At 48.2% G+C, this 18,713-nt stretch carries 15 protein-coding genes and 1 pseudogene; 8 read left to right on the forward strand and 8 right to left on the reverse strand.

Annotation, left to right across the window (positions count from 1 at the left end; all coding sequences use genetic code 11):
* From VIM87_RS14635 to VIM87_RS14650, 4 genes are all read right to left on the reverse strand, one after another.
* The coding region (locus VIM87_RS14635; RefSeq protein ID WP_331997709.1) for a DUF5010 domain-containing protein at nt 1-828 on the reverse strand (828 nt) is incomplete at its 3' end.
* A 215-nt stretch (nt 829-1,043) separates the two neighbouring features.
* The gene (locus VIM87_RS14640; protein ID WP_331997710.1) at nt 1,044-2,501 is read right to left on the reverse strand and encodes a T9SS type A sorting domain-containing protein; all 1,458 of its coding nucleotides are present in this window, start codon (nt 2,499-2,501) and stop codon (nt 1,044-1,046) included.
* Between the two features lie 193 nt (nt 2,502-2,694).
* Nucleotides 2,695-3,540: a glycoside hydrolase family 16 protein gene (locus tag VIM87_RS14645; RefSeq protein ID WP_331997711.1), complete on the reverse strand. Its 846-nt coding sequence runs from the start codon at nt 3,538-3,540 to the stop codon at nt 2,695-2,697.
* Nucleotides 3,530-5,527: a glycoside hydrolase family 97 protein gene (locus VIM87_RS14650; protein ID WP_331997712.1), complete on the reverse strand. Its 1,998-nt coding sequence runs from the start codon at nt 5,525-5,527 to the stop codon at nt 3,530-3,532. The genes VIM87_RS14645 and VIM87_RS14650 overlap by 11 nt, the downstream gene beginning before the upstream one ends.
* Nucleotides 5,528-5,701: 174 nt before the next feature.
* Here VIM87_RS14650 and VIM87_RS14655 point away from each other — a divergent pair, with 174 nt between their 5' ends.
* Nucleotides 5,702-6,091, forward strand: a complete 390-nt coding sequence (locus VIM87_RS14655) for a response regulator (protein ID WP_331997713.1) — start codon at nt 5,702-5,704, stop codon at nt 6,089-6,091.
* A 51-nt stretch (nt 6,092-6,142) separates the two neighbouring features.
* Here VIM87_RS14655 and VIM87_RS14660 read toward each other — a convergent pair whose 3' ends face one another.
* From VIM87_RS14660 to VIM87_RS14670, 3 genes are all read right to left on the reverse strand, one after another.
* Nucleotides 6,143-8,380 carry a DUF4185 domain-containing protein gene (locus tag VIM87_RS14660; RefSeq protein WP_331997714.1) on the reverse strand — a complete coding sequence of 746 codons (2,238 nt, stop codon included), beginning with the start codon at nt 8,378-8,380 and terminating at the stop codon, nt 6,143-6,145.
* A gap of 64 nt (nt 8,381-8,444) precedes the next feature.
* A complete protein-coding gene (locus tag VIM87_RS14665) occupies nt 8,445-8,807 on the reverse strand; it encodes a hypothetical protein (protein ID WP_331997715.1) in 363 nt (120 codons plus the stop codon).
* Between the two features lie 12 nt (nt 8,808-8,819).
* Nucleotides 8,820-9,332, reverse strand: coding sequence for a hypothetical protein (locus VIM87_RS14670; RefSeq protein WP_331997716.1), 513 nt, complete (start codon nt 9,330-9,332; stop codon nt 8,820-8,822).
* Nucleotides 9,333-9,610: 278 nt separating this feature from the next.
* Here VIM87_RS14670 and VIM87_RS14675 point away from each other — a divergent pair, with 278 nt between their 5' ends.
* The 4 genes from VIM87_RS14675 to VIM87_RS14690 all read left to right on the forward strand — a co-directional run bounded on the left by VIM87_RS14675 (nt 9,611) and on the right by VIM87_RS14690 (nt 13,571).
* The gene (locus tag VIM87_RS14675) at nt 9,611-9,952 is read left to right on the forward strand and encodes a metalloregulator ArsR/SmtB family transcription factor (RefSeq protein WP_331997717.1); all 342 of its coding nucleotides are present in this window, start codon (nt 9,611-9,613) and stop codon (nt 9,950-9,952) included.
* Nucleotides 9,933-10,403 carry an SRPBCC family protein gene (locus VIM87_RS14680; protein ID WP_331997718.1) on the forward strand — a complete coding sequence of 157 codons (471 nt, stop codon included), beginning with the start codon at nt 9,933-9,935 and terminating at the stop codon, nt 10,401-10,403. Before VIM87_RS14675 ends, VIM87_RS14680 begins: the two co-directional genes overlap by 20 nt.
* Nucleotides 10,404-10,414: 11 nt before the next feature.
* A complete protein-coding gene (locus VIM87_RS14685; RefSeq protein ID WP_331997719.1) occupies nt 10,415-11,278 on the forward strand; it encodes an alpha/beta hydrolase in 864 nt (287 codons plus the stop codon).
* A 139-nt stretch (nt 11,279-11,417) separates the two neighbouring features.
* Nucleotides 11,418-13,571 carry a GH92 family glycosyl hydrolase gene (locus tag VIM87_RS14690; protein ID WP_331997720.1) on the forward strand — a complete coding sequence of 718 codons (2,154 nt, stop codon included), beginning with the start codon at nt 11,418-11,420 and terminating at the stop codon, nt 13,569-13,571.
* A 164-nt stretch (nt 13,572-13,735) separates the two neighbouring features.
* Here VIM87_RS14690 and VIM87_RS14695 read toward each other — a convergent pair whose 3' ends face one another.
* Nucleotides 13,736-14,725: a hypothetical protein gene (locus VIM87_RS14695; protein ID WP_331997721.1), complete on the reverse strand. Its 990-nt coding sequence runs from the start codon at nt 14,723-14,725 to the stop codon at nt 13,736-13,738.
* 152 nt (nt 14,726-14,877) lie between these two features.
* Here VIM87_RS14695 and VIM87_RS14700 point away from each other — a divergent pair, with 152 nt between their 5' ends.
* The 3 genes and pseudogenes from VIM87_RS14700 to VIM87_RS14710 all read left to right on the forward strand — a co-directional run.
* Complete coding sequence (locus tag VIM87_RS14700) at nt 14,878-15,753, forward strand: helix-turn-helix transcriptional regulator (protein WP_331997722.1); 876 nt, start codon at nt 14,878-14,880, stop codon at nt 15,751-15,753.
* A gap of 94 nt (nt 15,754-15,847) precedes the next feature.
* A pseudogene (locus VIM87_RS14705) lies at nt 15,848-16,586 on the forward strand (SDR family oxidoreductase).
* Between the two features lie 380 nt (nt 16,587-16,966).
* On the forward strand, nt 16,967-18,713 hold a 1,747-nt coding region (locus VIM87_RS14710), incomplete at its 3' end, for a SusC/RagA family TonB-linked outer membrane protein (RefSeq protein ID WP_331997723.1).

Consider the following 18,713-nt stretch of genomic DNA (forward strand, 5'->3'; position numbering starts at 1 on the left):
GGGATTGGCCATATTAAACCATGGGTTTACCGCGTCAATCACCGCCGGGTCATTACACTGCTGATCAAACTGCAGCCAGGTAGGATCCACAACAATGTAGGGATTAAAACCAAAGCTGGCCTGGCATTGGGCGCGTACATACTGCACTATCTTTTTCAGGTTACCATTTCCCTGGTTGGTGCAAAAGGCGTTGGCTACGCTCCAGAACATAATGAGCGGACGCCCGTTTATTTTAAAGCGCTTTGCATCCGGTACTGCCGTAAAAGTGGCTTTGATGTCGTAGTCCCAGATGTATTTATAGTTGGCAGTGTTGCCGCAGTCGAACAGGGGCGTGTAGTCGTAACCGTCGCCATTATCCAGGTTACGGGCAGCGGTCCAGGAGGCCGGGTTATCGTCAAAAATGGCGATCTTAAAAGCATTGCTTAAACCACGGCGGTCCATGGCTGCCACCAGGCTGGTAAGCCTGCGGGGATCGCCTGCGTCCCGGCTGTTATTGGGCGTGTATCCACGCAGGGTAGGCGCTACAAAATCTACCCCGCTGTATGCAATTTCCTCTGCAATGTTGTCCCACCAGTCATTATCATTGTCGGTGGATTTAAAAATGGATAGGTTATAACAGATATTGCCACCGGCGCCCGGGGTTTTTCCGCCCAGCCTGGCATCATGGTCAAAACCCATGGTTACGCCAATATACTGGCCGGGGCCAATTTCAGTTTTCGCCCGCCGTGCATCGGGATCATCTGTTACCGGATCTTCTTTGACCTCTTTTTTACAGCTTGCGCCAAGGGCTATAATGGCGAGCAGCAGCAGTACATTCTTTTTTACCATAAGATAGTAATTGGTTAAGGGTGAAACGATATGGTTTATATATATAAAATGGAGGAAGGCGTGGAATTATGAATATGGTTACTGCAAAGTAAAGCCGGGGGCATTAATATTCGATTAATAACGCATTAACGGAGCGGTGAATTTTGAATTTCTCTGAAAAAAGAAGGCAGCCGTCGCGGAATGATGGCTGCCTTTAAGACCGGGATAGTCAGCTGTTATTTAACAATTGTTTTTGTTAGCTGCTTTTTGCCATTGGTTACAGTAATAAAATAAGTGCCGTGCGGAAGATCGCTGACATTCAACACCTCTTTACGGTTCTTTACCACTACCCTGCGGATCACCCTGCCATTAATATCACTCAAGATCACCGCTGCCTGTCCGCCGGTAAATGCCGCAGGAATGGTAACTATCACATTATTTACTACCGGGTTAGGGTATACGGTCAGCTCATTCCCGGGCATTTTCTGCCGGAGAGCTGTACTGTCATTATCCTCAATAAGGGCTGCATCATTAATAACGGTGTAGGGCAATGCCACCGGGTAATAGCCTATCGTAGATACTTCATAAACGTGGATCACCACCTCCTCTGTTGGCTCTGCCTCATTGTCGTCAACGATCTGTAAAGGCAGCACCAGCTCCGATGCGCCTTCCGGTAAAATAACTTCTCCAAAATCGGTGGTAAGGCCCATGTAATCCGTATACTGCACAGCGCTTCCCCATACCTCAAAACGGATGGAGATACCGTTAACCGGCGCAGTAACACCCGGTGGAAGCCTGAATATAAAGCTGCCATCGGCCCCGCCTTCGTGGCCATTGGTGCTGGTAATTATCAGCCTGCCGTCATTGTCATAAATATTCACTCCGGCGCCGGTGGCATTCAGGTACCAGGGCAGCCCAATATCAGCGCCATAGATATACAAAAAGTCTACAGATACTTCCTCCGTGGTTTCAATTTGCGTATCATCATAAATAGTAACGGGGGCGGTTACACTATGTGCGCCCTTTGGAAGTATAACAGCCAGGTTAAGATCAAAATCGCCCCCGGGCACCGCGGTATTCTCACTTTGGGGATATGTGTAATTGTAAGCGATCACAATATCCTCCGGTGCAATATAGTTACCCTGCAGGGAGAAGGTGATGCCGCCATTACTGCCACCTTCAGTTCCGTCAGTGGTGGTAACGGAGATCTTCAAATCCGGGGGTATACTGGTATCATTATCAGCAATATCAATTGTTATTTTTGACGTATCAAAGTCCACACGCCGGTGAAACACGGACCTTGCTTCCAGTATGCCGATCTGAATATGCTCTGTATCTTCATAGACGCCGTCATCAATCACCTTTATGGGTATGGTTACATTCCCCCTGCCAAACCAGGAGCCTGGAATACGCACGGTATGCACCAGCGTGTCATAGTCTGCCCCTTCAGTGGCAGTGCCGGTTACATAATATTTTACAAGAACAGCTTCTGTAACAGGTAACCAGCTGTTAGCGCGTACTTTCAGGTTAAAGCTGCCATTGGCGCCACCTTCCGCCCCGTTTGTACGGGGCCCAAATGAAACATGCAGCGCTGCGGGGCGCGGCTTTGGCGGATGCAGATTACTGGCTGACAGGGCCAAACTACTGCACATAATAATGAGCAGCATTAAAAATGATGGGTAAACAGTTCGCATAAGAAGGGTTTTAATGGTGATTGAGAATTACCGGGTTTGAATTGTGCTGCAACAGTGGTTATATCGGGTAAAGGAAATGGTTAACGGAGTACAATACTAATGTAATGAAAAAAAGGCCGGCTTAACCGGTTATCTGAAATAATAACACAGCTGCGCCGGCCCTTTTTATTGGGCATAATATAAATTACGTAGGTTAAGGAGCTTTCTTCTGGTACACCCGCACATAATCCACCTCAAACCTTGCAGGGAAATTAGTTTTGGAAGTGATGCTTCCCCCGTTCATGCCGCCCATGGCCAGGTTCAGCAGCATGTAATGCGGCTGGTTAAATGGGTTTACACCGCTGCCGTCTTTATTTACCAGCTTATCCAGGGTTACTTTATTCAGTAACATATCATCCACGTACAGGGCAATGGCGGTTTCGTCCCAATCCATACGCCATACATGAAATTTAGCGGACCATATAACGCCGCCCAGGGAATCGATGCTCCTGGTTTTGGAGTACCACTCCGCCTTTTTATTACTGTCAAGGCAGGCCACATTTGCCAGCAGCTTGTTGCGGTAATATTCCATAATATCAATTTCCCCGTTGGCGGGCCAGTGCCCTTTCACGCCCAGCGTCCACCAGGCGGGCCATAAGCCGGGGCTGATGTCTATTCGCCCACGCATCTCAAAGCGGCCATACTGCCAGCTTTTAAAGCCGGATGTATTAATGCTGGCCGATGTGTAACGGATCATTTTATCTTTCTTCCGCCAGTCTTTGCTGCCTGCTTCATAAAACGGGTTAGGCTTTTGCTCTTTCCGGGCCTCAATGATCAGCAGCCCGTTCCTGCAATAGGCATTTTCCGGCTGGTACCATTGCGCTTCCTCATTTCTTACAAAACCTTTTTCATATCCCCAGTACTGCGGGTCCGGCGGGCCATCTTTACTGAATTCATCTGCCCATACCAGCTGGTAAGCGGGGGCAGTGGTATCTTTTTGTGCAAACACCATAAGCGGCGCCGCATAAAAAGCGAGCAGGAACATCCATCTATTTAGCATGATCAGCATTTGTAGTGAGCGGTTTTATTATAGCTACGTAACCTCCGGCATTGCTCATACGGATGCTGAGCGGAGTACCGGCTTTCAGTGTAACGGCAGATTGCTGCACCTTTTTAGGATCCACATCCGCGTCCTTTGCATCTGTCCAGATCTGCAGCTGGTAATTGCCGGCGGATAAAAAGCCCGTAGGTACTTTAAGCGTACGGCCCTTGCTGTTAGTTAAGGCCCCAATGAACCAGCTGTTGCCGGAACGGCGGGCAATGGCAACAAATTCCCCGGGATAACCATCCAGCACCTGTGTATCGTCCCAGGTAGTGGGCACCTGCTGTAAGAAGTTTTCTCCCGGCTGGCCGTATACATTTTCCGGGTGTTCACAATTCACCATGAAAGGACTTTCATACACCACAAACTTGGCCAGCTCTGCACAGCGCGTATTGGAAACAACCGTAGGCGACTGCTGTTTAAACTGTTTTTGCGTTACATTCAAAAAGCCGCCGGGCGTATAATCCATAGGGCCGGCAAGCATGCGTGTAAAAGGCAGCGTGGTATTGTGTTCCGGCGTCACGCGGTCGGAGAATTTGTAGTACTCCTCTCCCATCACCCCTTCGCGGGTGATCATATTGGGATACGTGCGGGTAATGCCATCCGGCTTATAAGCGCCATGAAAATCCACCATCAGGTGATGCGCTGCAGCGGCCTTAATGATCTGGTGATACCAGTTCACCATCTCCTGGTCGTCACGGTCCATAAAATCTATTTTTATACCGGCAATGCCCCAGCTTTCATACAAGGCAAAGGCTTTTTCAAAATTGTTGTTCCGGTTCACATCAGCGCTGTACAGCCAAAGCCAGCAGCGTACCTTTTTAGCGGCCGCATATTGCAGTATCTCCGGCATATTCAGCTGGGGCGCGGGCTTAGTAATATCTGCCACCGGCTTATTGAAAGGGCCATACCATTGCCAGTCGATCAGCATGTATGGCCATCCTTCCCGGGAAGCATAGTCTATATAGGTTTTGATAGTGGGCATATCCATTTTCACTTCCCCGCTCCACCAATGATCCCATGCACTCATGCCGGGTTTTATCCAGGAAGGGTCTGCAATAGCACAGGGTTTGTTAAGGTTCTGCACTATTTCAGATTCAATGAGCTTAGCGGGTGTTGCAGCCAGCATGATCACCCGCCAGGGTGTGGGCAGGCTATCGTCAAAACGGGCTTTCACGCCCTCTTCCGGCTCATGCGGCAAGGGCGCCAGTTTGGTAAATAATGTGATGCTGCTGTCGGCCTGCCGGGATGCGCCTAAATAAAAGCCGGGATAATTATCTATCTCTGCTTCTGTAATGGCGGCCCAGGTGTTTTCATTCACCTTTGTGAGCAAAGGCAGCCCGGCTTTGGTGGATATATGCATATCCGTTAGTGCTTTGGGCGCAAATTCAGCTTCCTGGCTGGAGGAGTACCCGCCTTTATATTCCGCCATCCAGACCTTTTGATCGCCGGCAAAGCGGAAGCCGGTAAGCTCCCTGGTTATTTGCCGGTTCCCCGGCTTTTCACTCCTGTAAAGAGTATACCTGAAAGCTACGCCATCATCATACACCCGGAAGCTAAGGCGCAGCTGCCGCATCAGGCTGTCTTTTTCCACCAGCTGCAGGTTCAGCTCATTGTAATGATTCACAACAGCTGCGTGTTTTATTTTAACTACCGGCTCCCAGGTTTCGTTAAAGGTGGTTGCTTCCTGGCTTAAGACCCTGAAACCGCCCATCACAGCAGGTTCATTCTTAAGCTCAAATCCAAGGGGGGAAGGTAATATGACCGTTTTACCATTGTAAACAACGCTATAGCTGACGCCGCCATCATTACTAACCTGCACGGATATATTTTTAGTGGGTGAGCTAATGTTATACTGCTGTGCAAAACCAGGCAAAGCAAACAACAGGAAAATAAAAAAGCAGCTTTTTTTGTAACGGGCTGCGCCCCGGATGATACGCTTCATAAGGTACATGTTCTATAACGTGATATGCAACAAGATAGAATAAAAGCGCAGGAAAACGAAACTAACGTGCTCATCCTTAAACAAATGAAAAATAATTTTATCTGATCATTCATCCCTTATCTGTATTAACTATCAGGCGCAATGCATTACTTTTATAGGATAGAATTTTACCCGATGAGCAGAAATGTATTTTTAATTGATGATGATAACGACGACAGGAACATCTTCCAATTTGTACTTACAACCATTGATAATACTGCCAGTTTAACCTCAGCCCAGGATGGCGTACATGCGTTTGAGTTAATTAATGGAAATGGCTTTACCAAACCTGATATTATTTTTTTAGACCTGAACATGCCGCGGATGAATGGCATTGAATTTTTAACGGAGATCCGCAAAATGAAAGAATTTGAGGGCATACCCGTTATTATTTTCTCCACAAACATCATGAAGGAACAGGCGGCCCAATGCAAGGAGCTGGGCGCCCTGGAATGTGTGACCAAACCCGATACGGTGGAAACACAGATAGGCGTAATGAAGGAGCTCTTAAAAAAATATACCTGATCAATTCAGCTTAGTGCCGTTATAGGTGGTAAAGGGCTGCGGCAATGGGTATCAAAACCGTGTAAAATCCACATGCAGGTTTTCAAGGTCTGCTTCCGTGCTGCCCTTTACGGGCACAATGCCATACATCAGGTTTGCCTGGTAAGGGTTCCAGGTGGAAAGGGTAAAATAGATCTTTGCAAAGCGGCCAATCATCCCCGTTTCATAATCGCTTACCTGGTAAGGCCCGTACTCTCCTCCCGCCTCCCCGTAGCGGTCGCCACCACCCCAGAAAGCAGGTTCATTTAATTTATCCGGCGTATGGGCGCTATGCATAATTTTACTATATCCGTTCGTAAATGGGTTGAAGAGCATTTGCTGTTCTGTCCACGGCCCATAAGGAGTATCCGCTGTTCTGAGGATAATGCCCCTGGGGTTATCCCCGTTATAAGTGATCACCCATTGCTGCAGGTACTTGCTAAAGCGTACGGAAAATTCGCCTATGCATCCTGCGCTGAAAAGCGCAACTGCGTCAGCTTCCGCCTCGCTCCAAACCGGCTGGTTAAACGGGTTTGTACCGGCAAAATAAAGCGCGGCCATGCTGCCGTTTAAAATATTAGCAAACGGTAAAAAGGAGAGATATACATCGCTGGAGCGATACCTGCCGGAACCCCAGATCCATAAACCCGCGCCGCTGTGAATATTATAGCGGGCAGGCTCCTGCTCCGCTACCACCGATACATTGATGAATTTATTGCCGGAGTATGTGCCTATATACTGAAAGTTCAAACCCTCATCAGCAGAAACGCAAAGAATGGAACGGCCCATCACCGCTGCGTTGCCCACTTTAAAATGGTTGGAAGAGAAAAATACGTACAGCCGGCCATCCAGGCTAAAGCCATCCAGCGGCACATCAAATTCAACCTGGGTAATATGGTCTCCGCCACTGATAACAGGCGCCTGCTTGTTAAAGGTAAGATGCAGCCCATCCCTTGCACAGAGATCAGTAGTATGGGCAATGGCATCAAAAGTGGTGCGGCCTGCCTTATTCCAGTGGCGGCCCCAGGAATCGCCGAACAGGAAAAAAACTTTAGCATTATGCCGGAAAGATACGCCCAGGTCCGTGCCTTGCAGGCCCAGCTGGGTTTCCGTGCGGTTAAAGGCAAAAGAAGGCTGGCCATCTTTCCATGCAGTACGGTCATACTCACCGGTAAGCTGCGCTACCTTTTGCACGTATTTCATTTGCGGCAACGCAGGCTCACCTATTACTACATTCCTGCGCAGCCAGGGGAAAGTAACATCCTCATTCAAATGCCGGTAATGCACTACGGATTGTGAACATTCATCCGTAAGCACTTCAAAATTATGCGGGTGCCCGCTGCTAACATAATCGCTGCGGATAATGCAGCCGTTGCCGCCGGCAGATGCGGTGATCAGCTGCCCTTTTTGCCAGGGCGTAGCTATATCCGCATTGCTCCGCCAGAAATGCCACAGCTCTTTACGGCCATTGCTGCTGAAAAGCGGCACCACCACTTCAAAGTTGCCGTGACCGCCTTCCATAAAATCACTTTGTATCATGGAGCCCGGGCCGGCTACAATATACTCCGGGCCAGTTACCCGTTGTCCCTTTTGCCAGGCTGTAGTTACATCTGCATTGCTTCTCCGGAAATGCCAGAGTGCTGTACTGCTGCCAACATGCAAGGGTACCATTACTTCAAAATTGCCATGGCCGCCTTGTATGAAATCACTTTGTATAATGGAAGCAGGACCGGCTACAATATCCTCCGGACCAGTTACCCGCCGTCCCTTTTGCCAGGGTGTAGTTACATCTGCATTGCTTCTCCAGAAATGCCAGAGTTCCCTGTTGTTGCCAATCCGCAAGGGCACCACTACTTCAAAGTTGCCATGGCCGCCTTGTACAAAATCACTTTGTATAATGGAAGCAGGGCCGGCTACAACATCCTCCGGGCCGGTTATCTGCTGCCCCTTTTGCCAGGGTGTATTTACATCCGCATTGTTCCGCCAGAAATGCCAGAGCACGGTGTTGTTACCAATACGCAATGGCACCACTACTTCAAAATTCCCATGGCCGTTTTGTATAAGATCACTTTGTATAATAGAAGCAGGACCGGCCACCTGGTCGGCAGGGCCGGTAATGAGCTGTCCTGGTTTCCAGGTTTCTCCATTTGCATTATCCCGCCACCAGTGCTGCAGCTTTCCTTCATGGTTAATGATCGCCGCTTCGAAATTCCCGTGCGGGCCGCCACCCATATTGGATTGTATGAGACTGTTAAAGATCCTGGGGGACATATTTTGTTGTTGAGGAGTATAAGTAATAATACAAAATATAGCCGGGACTTACAATACAGGTAGCTTATTGTGCATTCACTACAAAACCGTCGTCTTTCCCGTCTTCCAGCACTACATATGCGCGTACCCAGCTTTCTTCGCTGACCCTGCGCCACTTATGGCCTGTACCGGAAGTATCTGCTGCCACCAGGATATCGCCGGGATGCAGCAGAAAGGTGCTGCCATCTGTTACGGTGAATTCCAGTGTGCCCCTGAGCGTTATAACCACCTGCCTCCTGGGGGCCGGGTGCCAGTCGAATGCAAGCCGGGAGGCTTCGTCTTCCTGGATAAAAAAATAATCCGCTGCAATATGCTGCAGCGTGGTGATCTTTCCTTCTTCAAATGCGCTATGGCCATCTGCGGTTGTAAAAAGTCTGTATGCCTTCATTTTTATAATTTCCTATTTCAATCCCTTAAAATGCTGTTCCTGTTCGTTTCCGGAAATGCCCGTTTGCTCCCAGCGTTTTCTGATATTCAGCAGCAGCACAAGATATGGGATCTCCAGCAGCACCAAAGGTACAGTCCACATCATAAAATCAAAACGCCTGAACATATTGAAGATGATAACAAAGGAAAAACAGCAATAGAGTATATGCAGCGCCGTTATTATAACCGCAAACAAAACAGCCTTCCTTTTCTCCAGCCAGATAAAGAGATTTGACAGGAAACGCAGTACAGGAAATGCAAGACCGGTAAAAATGCTGATTAAAAGAAGCTTGTCAAAGGATTCATACTTTGCCACATTCAGCCACCGTGTTGAATTAATATAAATAAACGAAAGGGCGCCATAAACACTAAAGGCCAGAAAGAACCACACATAGATCTTTAGCGCCAATGGCATCAGCTGGCGGCGGCGTACAAAGGTTTCCTTCAGAAAATCCTGGTCAAATATAGAAGTAGGTTCGTTTTGCATAGGCATGATAATGTCCGGGGCGAAATATACAAATAATAGTTAATAGCTAAATGCGGAGTGCTGAACGCGGAATGCCTGTTCAAATTATGCTCTAGCCCCATATACTCATCAAGATTTTTGAACACAGGACGTTTAACCATGGCCACTTTCATGGCTTTTATCTTATTTGGTGGATGTGTACTGCATAGATGCACTTGACAAGTATTTGAAAAATATTGAAGAAATAATTGCGCAAGTAATTACTTGCACTTATATTTGCAAGCAATTACTTGCATATTATGAAAGCACGACGTGATGTATACCAGGCGATCGCCGACCCTACCAGGCGGGCCATCATTAATATGATCGCCGCCCGGCCGCAGAATGTGAATGCCATTGCTGAAAAATTTGATGTAACCCGGCAGGCCATTTCATTGCATGTGAAGATCCTGACCGATTGCGGTCTTATTGTTATTAAACAGCGCGGCAGGGACCGTTTTTGTGAAGCACAGCTGGATCAGCTGGGGGAAGTAGCGAATTGGGTGGCCCAATACCGGCAACATTGGGAAAGCAAATTAGACGCCATGGAAAATTACCTGGAAAAACTAAAAAAGGAAAGATATGGAAAGCCAAAAAAGTAATACGAAAGACCGGGAGCTCATCCTGTCAAGAAAGCTGAATGCGCCTATAGAGCTGGTATGGGAAGTATGGACCCAACCGGAACATATTGCCAACTGGTGGGGACCCAACGGTTTCACCAATACCATCACCACAATGGATGTACAAGCCGGCGGCGCATGGAACCTGGTAATGCATGGACCGGATGGAACCGATTATGATAACAGGAGCATTTTTAAAGAGATCATTCCCCTTAAAAAGATCGTTTACGAACATATCTCCTACCCCAGGATACTTGCCACCATTGAGTTTGAAGCACAGGGCGACCAAACGCTGATCACCTGGCACATGCTGTTTGATTCTGCGGAAGAATTTATGGCCGTAGTAAAAGCCCATAACGCAAAAGAAGGTCAGAAACAGAATGTGGAAAAACTGGCAGCTTACCTGGAAGGCTTATCTCACCAACGCAGCTAAAAACCTGCAATATGCTGAACAGAACAAAGTTTTATATGCTGATGGCGATACTCACATCAGCCCTGTCAACAAACGCCCAAAACAATAATATGGAAACATTAAAAACATCCGGCCATGCACCGGTGAACGGCATTCAAATGTATTACGAGATCCACGGTAACGATGGCGGCCTGCCGCTGGTACTGATACACGGCGGCGGCTCTACCATTGAAACCACCTTTGGCGTTATACTGCCCATGCTGGCCGCCCATAATAAAGTGATTGCCGTGGAGATGCAGGCCCATGGCCGCACCAGCGACCGTAACGCGCCTGAAACTTTTGAGCAGGATGCCAGAGATGTAGCAGCCTTACTTAAATACCTGAAAGTAGATAAAGCAAATATTATGGGTTTTAGTGATGGCGGCTGCACTACCATGCAGCTGGCCATGAGCCACCCGGAGCTGTTGAATAAAATGGTGGTGGTTTCCTCGAACTATCAAAGGGAAGGTATGGCGCCAGGCTTTTTCGAAGGCCTGCAAAATGCTACGTTAAAAGATATGCCGGAGCCGTTAAAAGCAGGTTTTTTAAAGGTAACACCTGATCAGGACCGGCTGCAGAATGTGTTTGAGAAAGACAGATCCAGGAGATTAGTCTTTCAGGACTGGCCGGATGCAGCCCTGCAAGCTATAAAAACTCCTGCGCTGATAATGGCAGGCGACAAAGACGTAATTACTACTGAACATATCGTTAAACTCTCGCGCCTGATACCCGGCGCGCAGCTGATCATATTACCGGGTGTGCATGGCACATTGCTGGGCGAGATCTGTTCTGCAAAAAAAGGCAGCCGCCAGCCGGAGATCACCGCCACACTGGTGCAGGAGTTCCTGAATGAATAGGCCTGGGACCGGCCGCAGCAGCTGAATACAGGGGAATGCCGCTTCTGCAGGGCATTCCCCATTTACCGCTCATAGCATATGTATAAACAATCTGGTGGATTTTTATATTTTTACCGCTCCACGAAAATTTTCCGTAAAAATGAAACATCAGGTTAAATTTTTCTCCACGCTCATCTTATTACTGCTGGCTGCCGTTAGCGGTAAAAGCCAGTCGGCAACAGGTTATACAAAGTATGTGAACACATTTGTTGGTACAGCGCCGCTTACCGATCCTAAAATTCTGGGGTATACGTTACCGGAAGGCTGGCGCTCATGGGCAGGCCTTACTTTTCCCGGCAGCTCGCTGCCCAACGCCATGGTGCAGCTAAGCCCCATTACACAATACGGATCCGGCGCAGGGTATGAATATGAGGATTCCGTTATTTACGGATTCACCCATACCAATAAAGGCCACTGGAATTTGTGTAATATTCCCATTCTGCCGCTTTCTAACCCAGGCGCTACTTTTGGCTCAAGATTCACACACAAGCAGGAAAGCGCTTCACCGGGCTTTTACCAGGTATACCTGAATGATTATAATGTAAATGTGAACCTTACCTCCACTTTACGCTGCGGCTACCATCAATATACCTATAAGAATAACAGCGGCAGGCAAATACTTTTTGACCTGGCTAAAGCCAATAACCGCGTATCCGGCTGGACTATTGAGCAGGCAGGCGCTACCGCCTTACAGGGCTACCAGCAAACCGGGGAGCGGATCTATTTTTATGCTACATTGAACACGAACATAGAAAAGCTGGAAAAGAAAGCAGAAGGGCAGCGCGAAGGTTATGCCATTGTTCATTTGGCAGATGGCGCCGCTAAACCGGTTGAGCTTAAAATAGGCTTATCATTTGTAAGCATTGAAAATGCCAAACAAAACCTGCAGCAGGAGATCGGTAACAAATCATTTACCGACATCCGTACGGAAGCTAACCGCAAATGGGAAAACCTGCTCTCCACCATCCAGGTAAAGGGCGGAACGGATAGGCAAAGAAGGATGTTCTACTCCTGCCTGTACCGCTCATTCCTTTGGCCGGCCCTGCGCAGTGATGTGAACGGGGAGTTCACAGATGCAAAGCATAATGTGGTGAAAGCGGATTTCAACTATTATACAGAGCCTTCTTTGTGGGACACTTACCGGAATAAAGATGTGCTGCTGGGATTGATCTCGCCACAGGTTACACTGGATGTAATTAAATCTATGAAAGATGTGGGCGACAAAACAGGCTTTATACCCACCTTCTTCCATGGCGATCATGGCACCTCTTCCATTGCAGGCGCATACCTGCGGGGCATTGATAAATTTGATATAAAGGATACTTACCGGGTATTGCTGCGCAATGCCAATGTATCCGGAGGCGCCCGCCCTTACATCACGGAGTATATCGAGAAAGGCTATATTTCCGACCCTGATGTGCCCAACCCGCATGTGGAGACCAAGGCAAAGGCAGGCGTATCCAAAACCCTGGAATATTCTTACGATGATTATTCATTAGCGCAGATAGCTAAAAAGCTGGGCGATACCGCTAACTACAGGATATTGATGGCGCGGTCAAAAAATTACAGGCACATGTTTGACCCTGCTACCCGCTTTATGAGAGGCCGCCTGGAAAATGGTGCATGGATCACGCCTTTCAACCCGCAGTACCCTTACTATGAATATATGTACCGGGAGGCAAATGCCTGGCAGGTATCGTTCTTTGCGCCGCATGATATGCCGGGGCTCATTGAGCTGTATGGCGGCAAAGAAGGTTTTGAATCCAAGCTGGATTCCCTTTTTACGGTGCCCTGGAACCCGCAGTACATAGCACGCAACGTGGAAACCATGATAGGCCAGTATTGCCATGGAAACCAGCCGGATCATGAAGCGCCTTTTGCTTACTATTTCATAGATAAACCGGAAAAATCACAAAAGATCATTGATACTATTCTGAATAGCTTATATGGCATCGGGGATGATGGTATAGCGCTCTGCGGTATGGACGATGCCGGGGAAATGTCGGCCTGGTATGCATTTGCATCATCCGGTTTATACACCTTCTCTGCCACTGATCCCGAATATATTGTTACGGTTCCGCTTTTTGATGAAGTGAAATGGAAAACCAGCACCGGTAAATCACTCACCTTAACCAAAAAGGGAAAAGGCAGGGCATTAACAGCTATTAAAGTGAACGGTAAAGCAATTAAGGGATATTTTGTGCCGCATGAGCTGTTTAAAACCGGCGGCAGTATTGAGATTGTAACGGAGTAATGAATAATTAAGAATTAATAATTAATAATATTGGGGGATGTTGCGTAAGTAAACGCAGTTTTTCTGAACTTATAAAAAAGGAATGGCTATAAAGCAGCCATTCCTTTTTTATTTTGCAACGATCCGTGCTACGGTATAATTGCCCTGCAATTATTAATTCTTAATTATTCATTATTAATTAATACGGCTTCAAAGATGCAGCTGTCCATCAACCGGGCCATGGTACGTTTGTACAGGTTCAGTACCTGGTCAAATGCTCCCTTGTTCAGCAGCTCCAGCGCCTGCTGCAGCTCATGGTTGTATAAGTCCTGCAGGATCTGCTCCTTTTCAGGCAATGCCTGTATAGCGCGCAGAATGGGGCGGGAAACAAAGTAATACATTTCATACAGCGCATAACCATCCGGCTGTTCCAGCATATGATCGTCCCGGAAACTGCGCAATACATCCAGCTGTTGCGTGAGGCCTTTTGAGCCGTACCGCCCCATCAGCTCCTTTACCAAACAGCCGGTACCTTCAACACCACCGCCGCCACCTGGTTCAAAGACACAGGGCGGATCGCATTGGCCATACTCCATAAAAACATGCAGGCTTTGCCGGCCGGCATCCACTGCTTCCAGCACCTGCTGGTTCCTTTTACAGGGAAAGGGATGCGCCGCATTATAACCAAAATTAAACATCAAACCATCGCAGCCTTCCTGTGCAAGCAATGCTGAAATGCGTTGTATGCCCCAGAAATACCCGCGGTGCACTTTAGATAATACTTCATGAAAGCGGCCGTTGTACACCCGCTCCACATGATTGCCTAAAAGCTGCCAGAGCTCATCTCCTTTTACTTTCTTCCCATCGTTGCTCACATAGCCGTCCTTTAAAAGCACCAGGTCAGGCTCACCTTTTTCACCGGTAGTATGTTCACAAGGCACCATAATGATCTTTCTGCTCAGGGGATCATTCACATCCGCCAATCCATACCGGAAGCTGATACCGGAAAGGCAGGGATAGGAGCTGATACAATCCAGGATGGATTGCTTTGATAAAAAAACAGCAGGAGCTGCGCCAGGGAACCTGGCAGCAAAGCCGGTTTTCAGGGTTTGATATTCGGAATGGGAAATAAATTGCCCGATAGCATCCAGGGGCGTTTTTTTGTTGAGGTTCATGGGAAATGTTTTGTGGTGATTGAATAGATGAGGGACGTCCTTTTTAAATATAGATATAAAATTGATGAGGGGTTTGTCTTAAATAGCAACTTATGCAGAATATAGGTATTGTTTGAATTTCATAGCTGCAAACAATCCCTTAATTTTGCCGCATGCGCAAACCTGAAAACGCAAAAGAGTTTCTTGACAGCCGTTTGCCGGCCCTGGATTTCAAAGATCAGTTCACGGTATTTGAGCGGCAAACCTATGCCAGCAAACCTATGTCCTATAACCGGAGGGATTTTTACAAGATCTCCCTGGCATTGGGCACCAGCCGCCTGTATTATGCTGATAAGGGAATTGAGCTGAACCGGCCTGCCCTGATCTTTTCAAACCCTATGATCCCCTATGCCTGGGAGCCTGTTTCAGCAAAGCAGGAAGGCTTTTTTTGCCTGTTCACGGAAAACTTTCTGAAAGCAAAAGACCGGGACCTGGTTTTGCAGGATTCTCCGCTTTTCAAAGTAGGCGCTGATCCGGTGTTCTTTGTTGATAATGCGCAGGTGAAGTATATCAGCTCCATTTTCACGAATATGCTGCGGGAATTTAGCGCTGATTATATTCACAAGTTTGACCTGTTACGGAACCATGTAAACCTGCTGCTGCATGAGGCTATGAAAATGCAGCCATCGGCCGGTTATTTCAAACATCAGAATGCCGCAGCACGTATTACCGCTATGTTCCTTGAATTGCTGGAAAGGCAGTTCCCGGTTGATTCCCCGCAGTATGCCCTAAAGTTAAGAACACCGAATGATTATGCGGAACAGCTGTCCGTTCATGTAAACCATCTTAACCGCGCGGTAAAAGAAGTTACCGGTAAAACCACCACCACGCATTTGGCAGAGCGGATGTTAAGCGAAGCCCGGGCGCTTTTAAAACATACTGACTGGACCATTAACGAAATTGCCTACAGCCTGGGTTATGAATACCCTACTTATTTCAACAACTTCTTCAAAAAACAAACCGGCGTTACGCCCAGCTCTTTAAGGTAATTACCAATTGTTTGAATTTCTTAGCATTCTGTTTGAGAACCTTTAACATGCCGGCAGGGATGCGGCCTACCTTTGCCTTATCAAAAATTAAACTATGGAAAACAATTTAAAAGGTAAGGTAGTTGCCATTACAGGTGCAGGCAGCGGCATAGGCGAAGCAACTGCGCTCCTGCTGGCCGCTGGCGGCGCCAAAGTAGTGCTGCGCACGCCGCACAAACCGGCTGGAAGCCCTGGCTGCCCGCATTACAGCGGCCGGCGGAGAGGCGGCCTATATACAGACTGATGTAAAACGCCGCGATGATATGACCCGGCTGGTAGCATTTGCAGGTGAGCATTACGGCCGGCTGGATGTGCTGATCAGCAATGCCGGTGTTGGCCCCATTTCCCCGCTGGATGAGCTGCGGGTGGAGGATTGGGATGATATGATAGACGTTAATATAAAAGGCATGCTCTATGGCATTGCTGCAGCGCTGCCGGTTTTCCGCAGGCAGGGCGCTGGTCACTTTGTAAATATCGCCTCTACTGCCGGACACCGTGTTACCCCCACCATGGCCGTTTATGCCGGCACCAAGTTTGCCGTGCGCGCCATCTCCGAAGGCTTACGGCAGGAGGCCGGTGATAAGCTGCGTGTAACTATTATTTCACCGGGCTTCATTCATACAGACTTCGCGGAGTCCATGACCAATCCTGACATAAAAGCCCGGATGCTGGACCAGCGGGACCAAATAGCCATACCGCCGGATGCCATTGCCCGCGCTATTGCCTTTGCCATTGAGCAACCGGCTAATGTGGATGTAGGTGAGATCGTAGTGCGCCCGACCGCGCAGGCTTAATGCTAACAATGACCTGTTACCCCCACTCCTGTTCGTAAAGTGTTAAGACCTGCTTAATGCTTTACGAATGGCGTTTAAAGACAGCTGGTTTTGCTGTCACTTATACAACTATTCCCTTCCCTGCACAGTACCCGGGCATATCCCGGCAAGATCCCGCAGTATGTGTTGCCCCATGGATGATCTGATAATCCATCCTTTTGAACCGTTTGTCCATTTATGAATTATGCCAGTATGCTTAGGTTTACGGGTACAAATAATTCCACTTTTTTACCATAAAAATCAATCAAGAATTCCACATGGGACAATGAAGAACTTTCCTGTCGCTTATAGAAATAAGCAATGCGGTCAATCTATTTTTTTAACAAGCAATTTTATCTGATATGCCAAGATCTACTACTCGTAGTTGGAAAAAAATTCCACTTATTGCCTTACTGCTGGCTGTTTTACAGGTTAGCAGCAGCTACGGCCAGCAACAGCTTACAGTAACGGGCACGGTTACGTCAAAAGACGACGGGCTGCCATTGCCGGGCGTAGCTGTTTCCCTTAAAAATACCAGCCAGGGTGTTGCCACGGATGGCAGCGGAAAATTCTCCATCAGCGCCGCAAAAGGGAGCGTGCTGGTGTTTAAGGCCCTGGGCTTCACTCCCCAGGAAGTAAGCGTAAATGATGGACTAATGAATGTGGTCCTGGAATCTTCACAGAGTAACCTGAATGAAGTGGTTGTGATCGGGTATGGCACCGTGAAAAAGAAAGACCTTACCGGCGCCATTGCCAACATTAAAGGAGCCGATATAAAGGCGCAGGGCGTAAGCGACGTTACCCGCTCATTGCAGGGAAAGCTGCCCGGCGTAACCATTGAATCAGCCGGCGGCAACCCGGGCTCCGGCACCCGCATACTTATCAGGGGCGTAGGTACCCTGGGCAATGCAGCGCCATTATATATTGTGGATGGTGTACCGGTAGCCAGCATCAATAACCTTAGTCAGCTGGATATACAGTCTGTGGATGTATTAAAAGACGCTTCTGCAGCAGCCATCTATGGTTCCCGCGCAGCCAATGGCGTGGTGCTGGTAACCACCCGTACGGGCAAGAACGGGAAAGCGGTAGTGCAAATGAATGCCAATTACGGCATACAGCAAATAGCGCATAAGCTGGATGTATTGAATGCGCAGCAATGGGCCAGGGTTAGCAATACCGCGCATGACGCAGCCGGCCTGCCCCGGCTGGATATAGCCCGGAACCCGGATTCACTGGGCGCCGGCACCGACTGGCAGGATGCTATTTACCGTACCGCACCGGTACAGCAATATGAGCTGCTGGTAAGCGGCGGCAACCAATACAGCAACTACAGCGTATCCGGCAGCTACACCAAACAGGATGGCATTGTAAAGGTTACCGGTTACGACCGTTATAACCTGCGCGTAAAATCAGAAACCACCAAAGGCCGGTTCCGGTTTGGAGAGACCGTCTTGCTCACTAAAGAAAGAACCACCAATATGGCCGGTGGCTGGGGTGGCCAGGGAGGTAACCCCGTAGGCTCCGCAGCAAAAATGATCCCGGTTTTCCAGATCTATGATACCAGCGCCCTGGGCGGTTATGCCGGCGCTTATGGTCCTGTGGTGAATGTGGCCAACCCGGTAGCGCAATTAAACCTGGAGAATATCACCAAAGCATCGTCCAGCATTTTAACAAATGTATTTGGCGAGCTAACCCTTATTCCCGGGCTGGTATATAAATTAAATATGGGCTATACCAGCAACTTCGTTACCAATGATGATTATTACAAACGTTATGTGGTAGGCACCCTGTTCACCCATCCCACCAACGATCTTACACAAAGCAAAGAGCAAACAAACCTGCTGCTGCTTGAAAATACATTGAACTACACCAAAACACTGGGTAAAAGTAATATCCAGGCATTAGTGGGGTATGCTTACCAGAAAACCAATTATACCTACCTGCTCTCTGCCAGAACCGATATGCCGGATGGCATAAAGAATATTGATGCCGGCGCAGGCACCTCCACCACCGGTGGTAACAGTACGGAAAGCAGCCTGCTTTCTACCCTGGGCCGTTTGATCTATAGCTATGACGACCGTTACCTGCTAACCGCCAGCATACGGCGGG

Origin of the sequence: Chitinophaga sp. (assembly GCF_036569125.1) — a bacterium.
Taxonomy (GTDB): domain Bacteria; phylum Bacteroidota; class Bacteroidia; order Chitinophagales; family Chitinophagaceae; genus Chitinophaga.